This is a genomic window from Bradyrhizobium sp. 138 (assembly GCF_023074075.1).
Classification (GTDB): domain Bacteria; phylum Pseudomonadota; class Alphaproteobacteria; order Rhizobiales; family Xanthobacteraceae; genus Bradyrhizobium.
Window position 1 is genome coordinate 1 of the sequence record NZ_JADPKT010000075.1, and the last position, 1,631, is coordinate 1,631.

Consider the following 1,631-nt stretch of genomic DNA (forward strand, 5'->3'; position numbering starts at 1 on the left):
CGCCACCACCACCGCCTCGCGCACAAAGGCGTGCTCGCAAAGCCGCGCCGCGATCTCGCCCGGCTCGATGCGGAAGCCGCGGATCTTCACTTGGTCGTCATTGCGGCCCAGGAACTCCAGATTGCCGTCCGGCAGATAACGCCCGAGGTCGCCGGTCCTGTACAGCCGATCGCCGTCCACAAAGGGACTGGCGATGAACCGCTCGGCTGTCAGCTCGGGGCGGTTCAGATAGCCTCGCGCCACTCCCGCCCCGCCAATGTAAAGCTCGCCCACCGCACCGAACGGCACGGGCGCGCCATGGCCGTCCAGCAGGTACACCCGCGTGTTCGCAATCGGACGGCCAACGGGAGGCAACTGGGGCCAACATGATGGGTCAGCTGCAAGGTGGTGCTCGGCAATGACGCTGATTTCTGTGGACCCGTATTGATTGATCAACCTCGCCTTTGGATGTGCTTCGAAGAAGGCCCTAAGCGTTGGAGTGGCCTGCAGTTGCTCACCCGCTGTATAAACCTCACCTAAGGAGGACAGCTTCACTTGCTGCGCGCCCCAGACCTCCGCAAGTCGGTTCAATGCTACGAATGGGAGGAAAAGTCGCTCGACTGCCTCCTTTTCCATGAATTCGAGCAACTCGGAGAAGTGCCTACGGGTCTCTTCCCGCACGAGTACGAGCAGTCCACCGTCCTTCCAACAAATGAACATTTCCTGACAGGACACATCGAAGTTGAGGGTAGCGAATTGAAGTGTGCATCGTTTTGACGTGCCAAGCCCCGCGAGCGAATTCACAAGCGAGCCGTGGGACATTTCTACGCCCTTTGGCGTTCCAGTGGAGCCTGAGGTGTAGATCACGTAGGCGAGATGACGGGATGTGAGGCCAAGCGTGCGCGGATCGGGGTCCGAATCCGGCCGCTCGGCCCAGACCGGGGCGGCAGTATCCAGATCGACTACGCTGACATCGGCTATAGCCTCGGCGTCCAATGCGGTTCGACCGGCGGCATCGCAAAGCAGCAGTCGCGGCGCGGCATCATCGACAATCTGCCGCAGCCGCGCCGATGGATAAGCCGGATCGAGCGGCAAATAGGCCCCCCCGGCCTTCAGGATCGCCAAAACACCAACCACCAATCCGAAGCCGCGTTTCAGGCAGATCGCCACCGGCTGGTCCGGCTTGACCCCGAGCCCGATCAGATGATGCGCCAGCCGGTTGGCCCGTGCGTTAAGTTCGCCATAGCTCAGTCTCTCGTTCTCAAAAACCGCAGCCAACGCCTTCGGCGCCTTGTGCACCTGCGCCTCGAACACCTCATGGATGTACCGCTCCGACCGATAAGGCGTCGCCGTTCGATTCAATTCTTCCAGCAGATATTTGCGTTCGTCTGCCGGGAAAATATCCGTGCGGCCGACCGGCTGCCCCGCATCGGCCATCACACCGTCTAACAAAGTCTCCAAATGCTGCGTCATGCGGCCGATCTGCCTCGGCGCAAATCGGCTGGCATCAAAATGCCAGCGGAAGCTCCCATCCAGAGCGCAAACCTCAAAGATCAGCAAATCGCCGCATCGGGCCGGGCCAGCTTTGTGACTCGTCATCAGATCGCCAGCCACCGAACAGCTCTGTGTCGTGATTGTGATGCCAATCGGCC

At 60.9% G+C, this 1,631-nt stretch carries 1 protein-coding gene; it reads right to left on the bottom strand.

Annotation, left to right across the window (positions count from 1 at the left end):
- On the bottom strand, nucleotides 1-1,539 hold a 1,539-nt coding region (locus tag IVA79_RS26965; RefSeq protein WP_247558687.1), incomplete at its 3' end, for an amino acid adenylation domain-containing protein.
- Nucleotides 1,540-1,631: the final 92 nt, after the last annotated feature.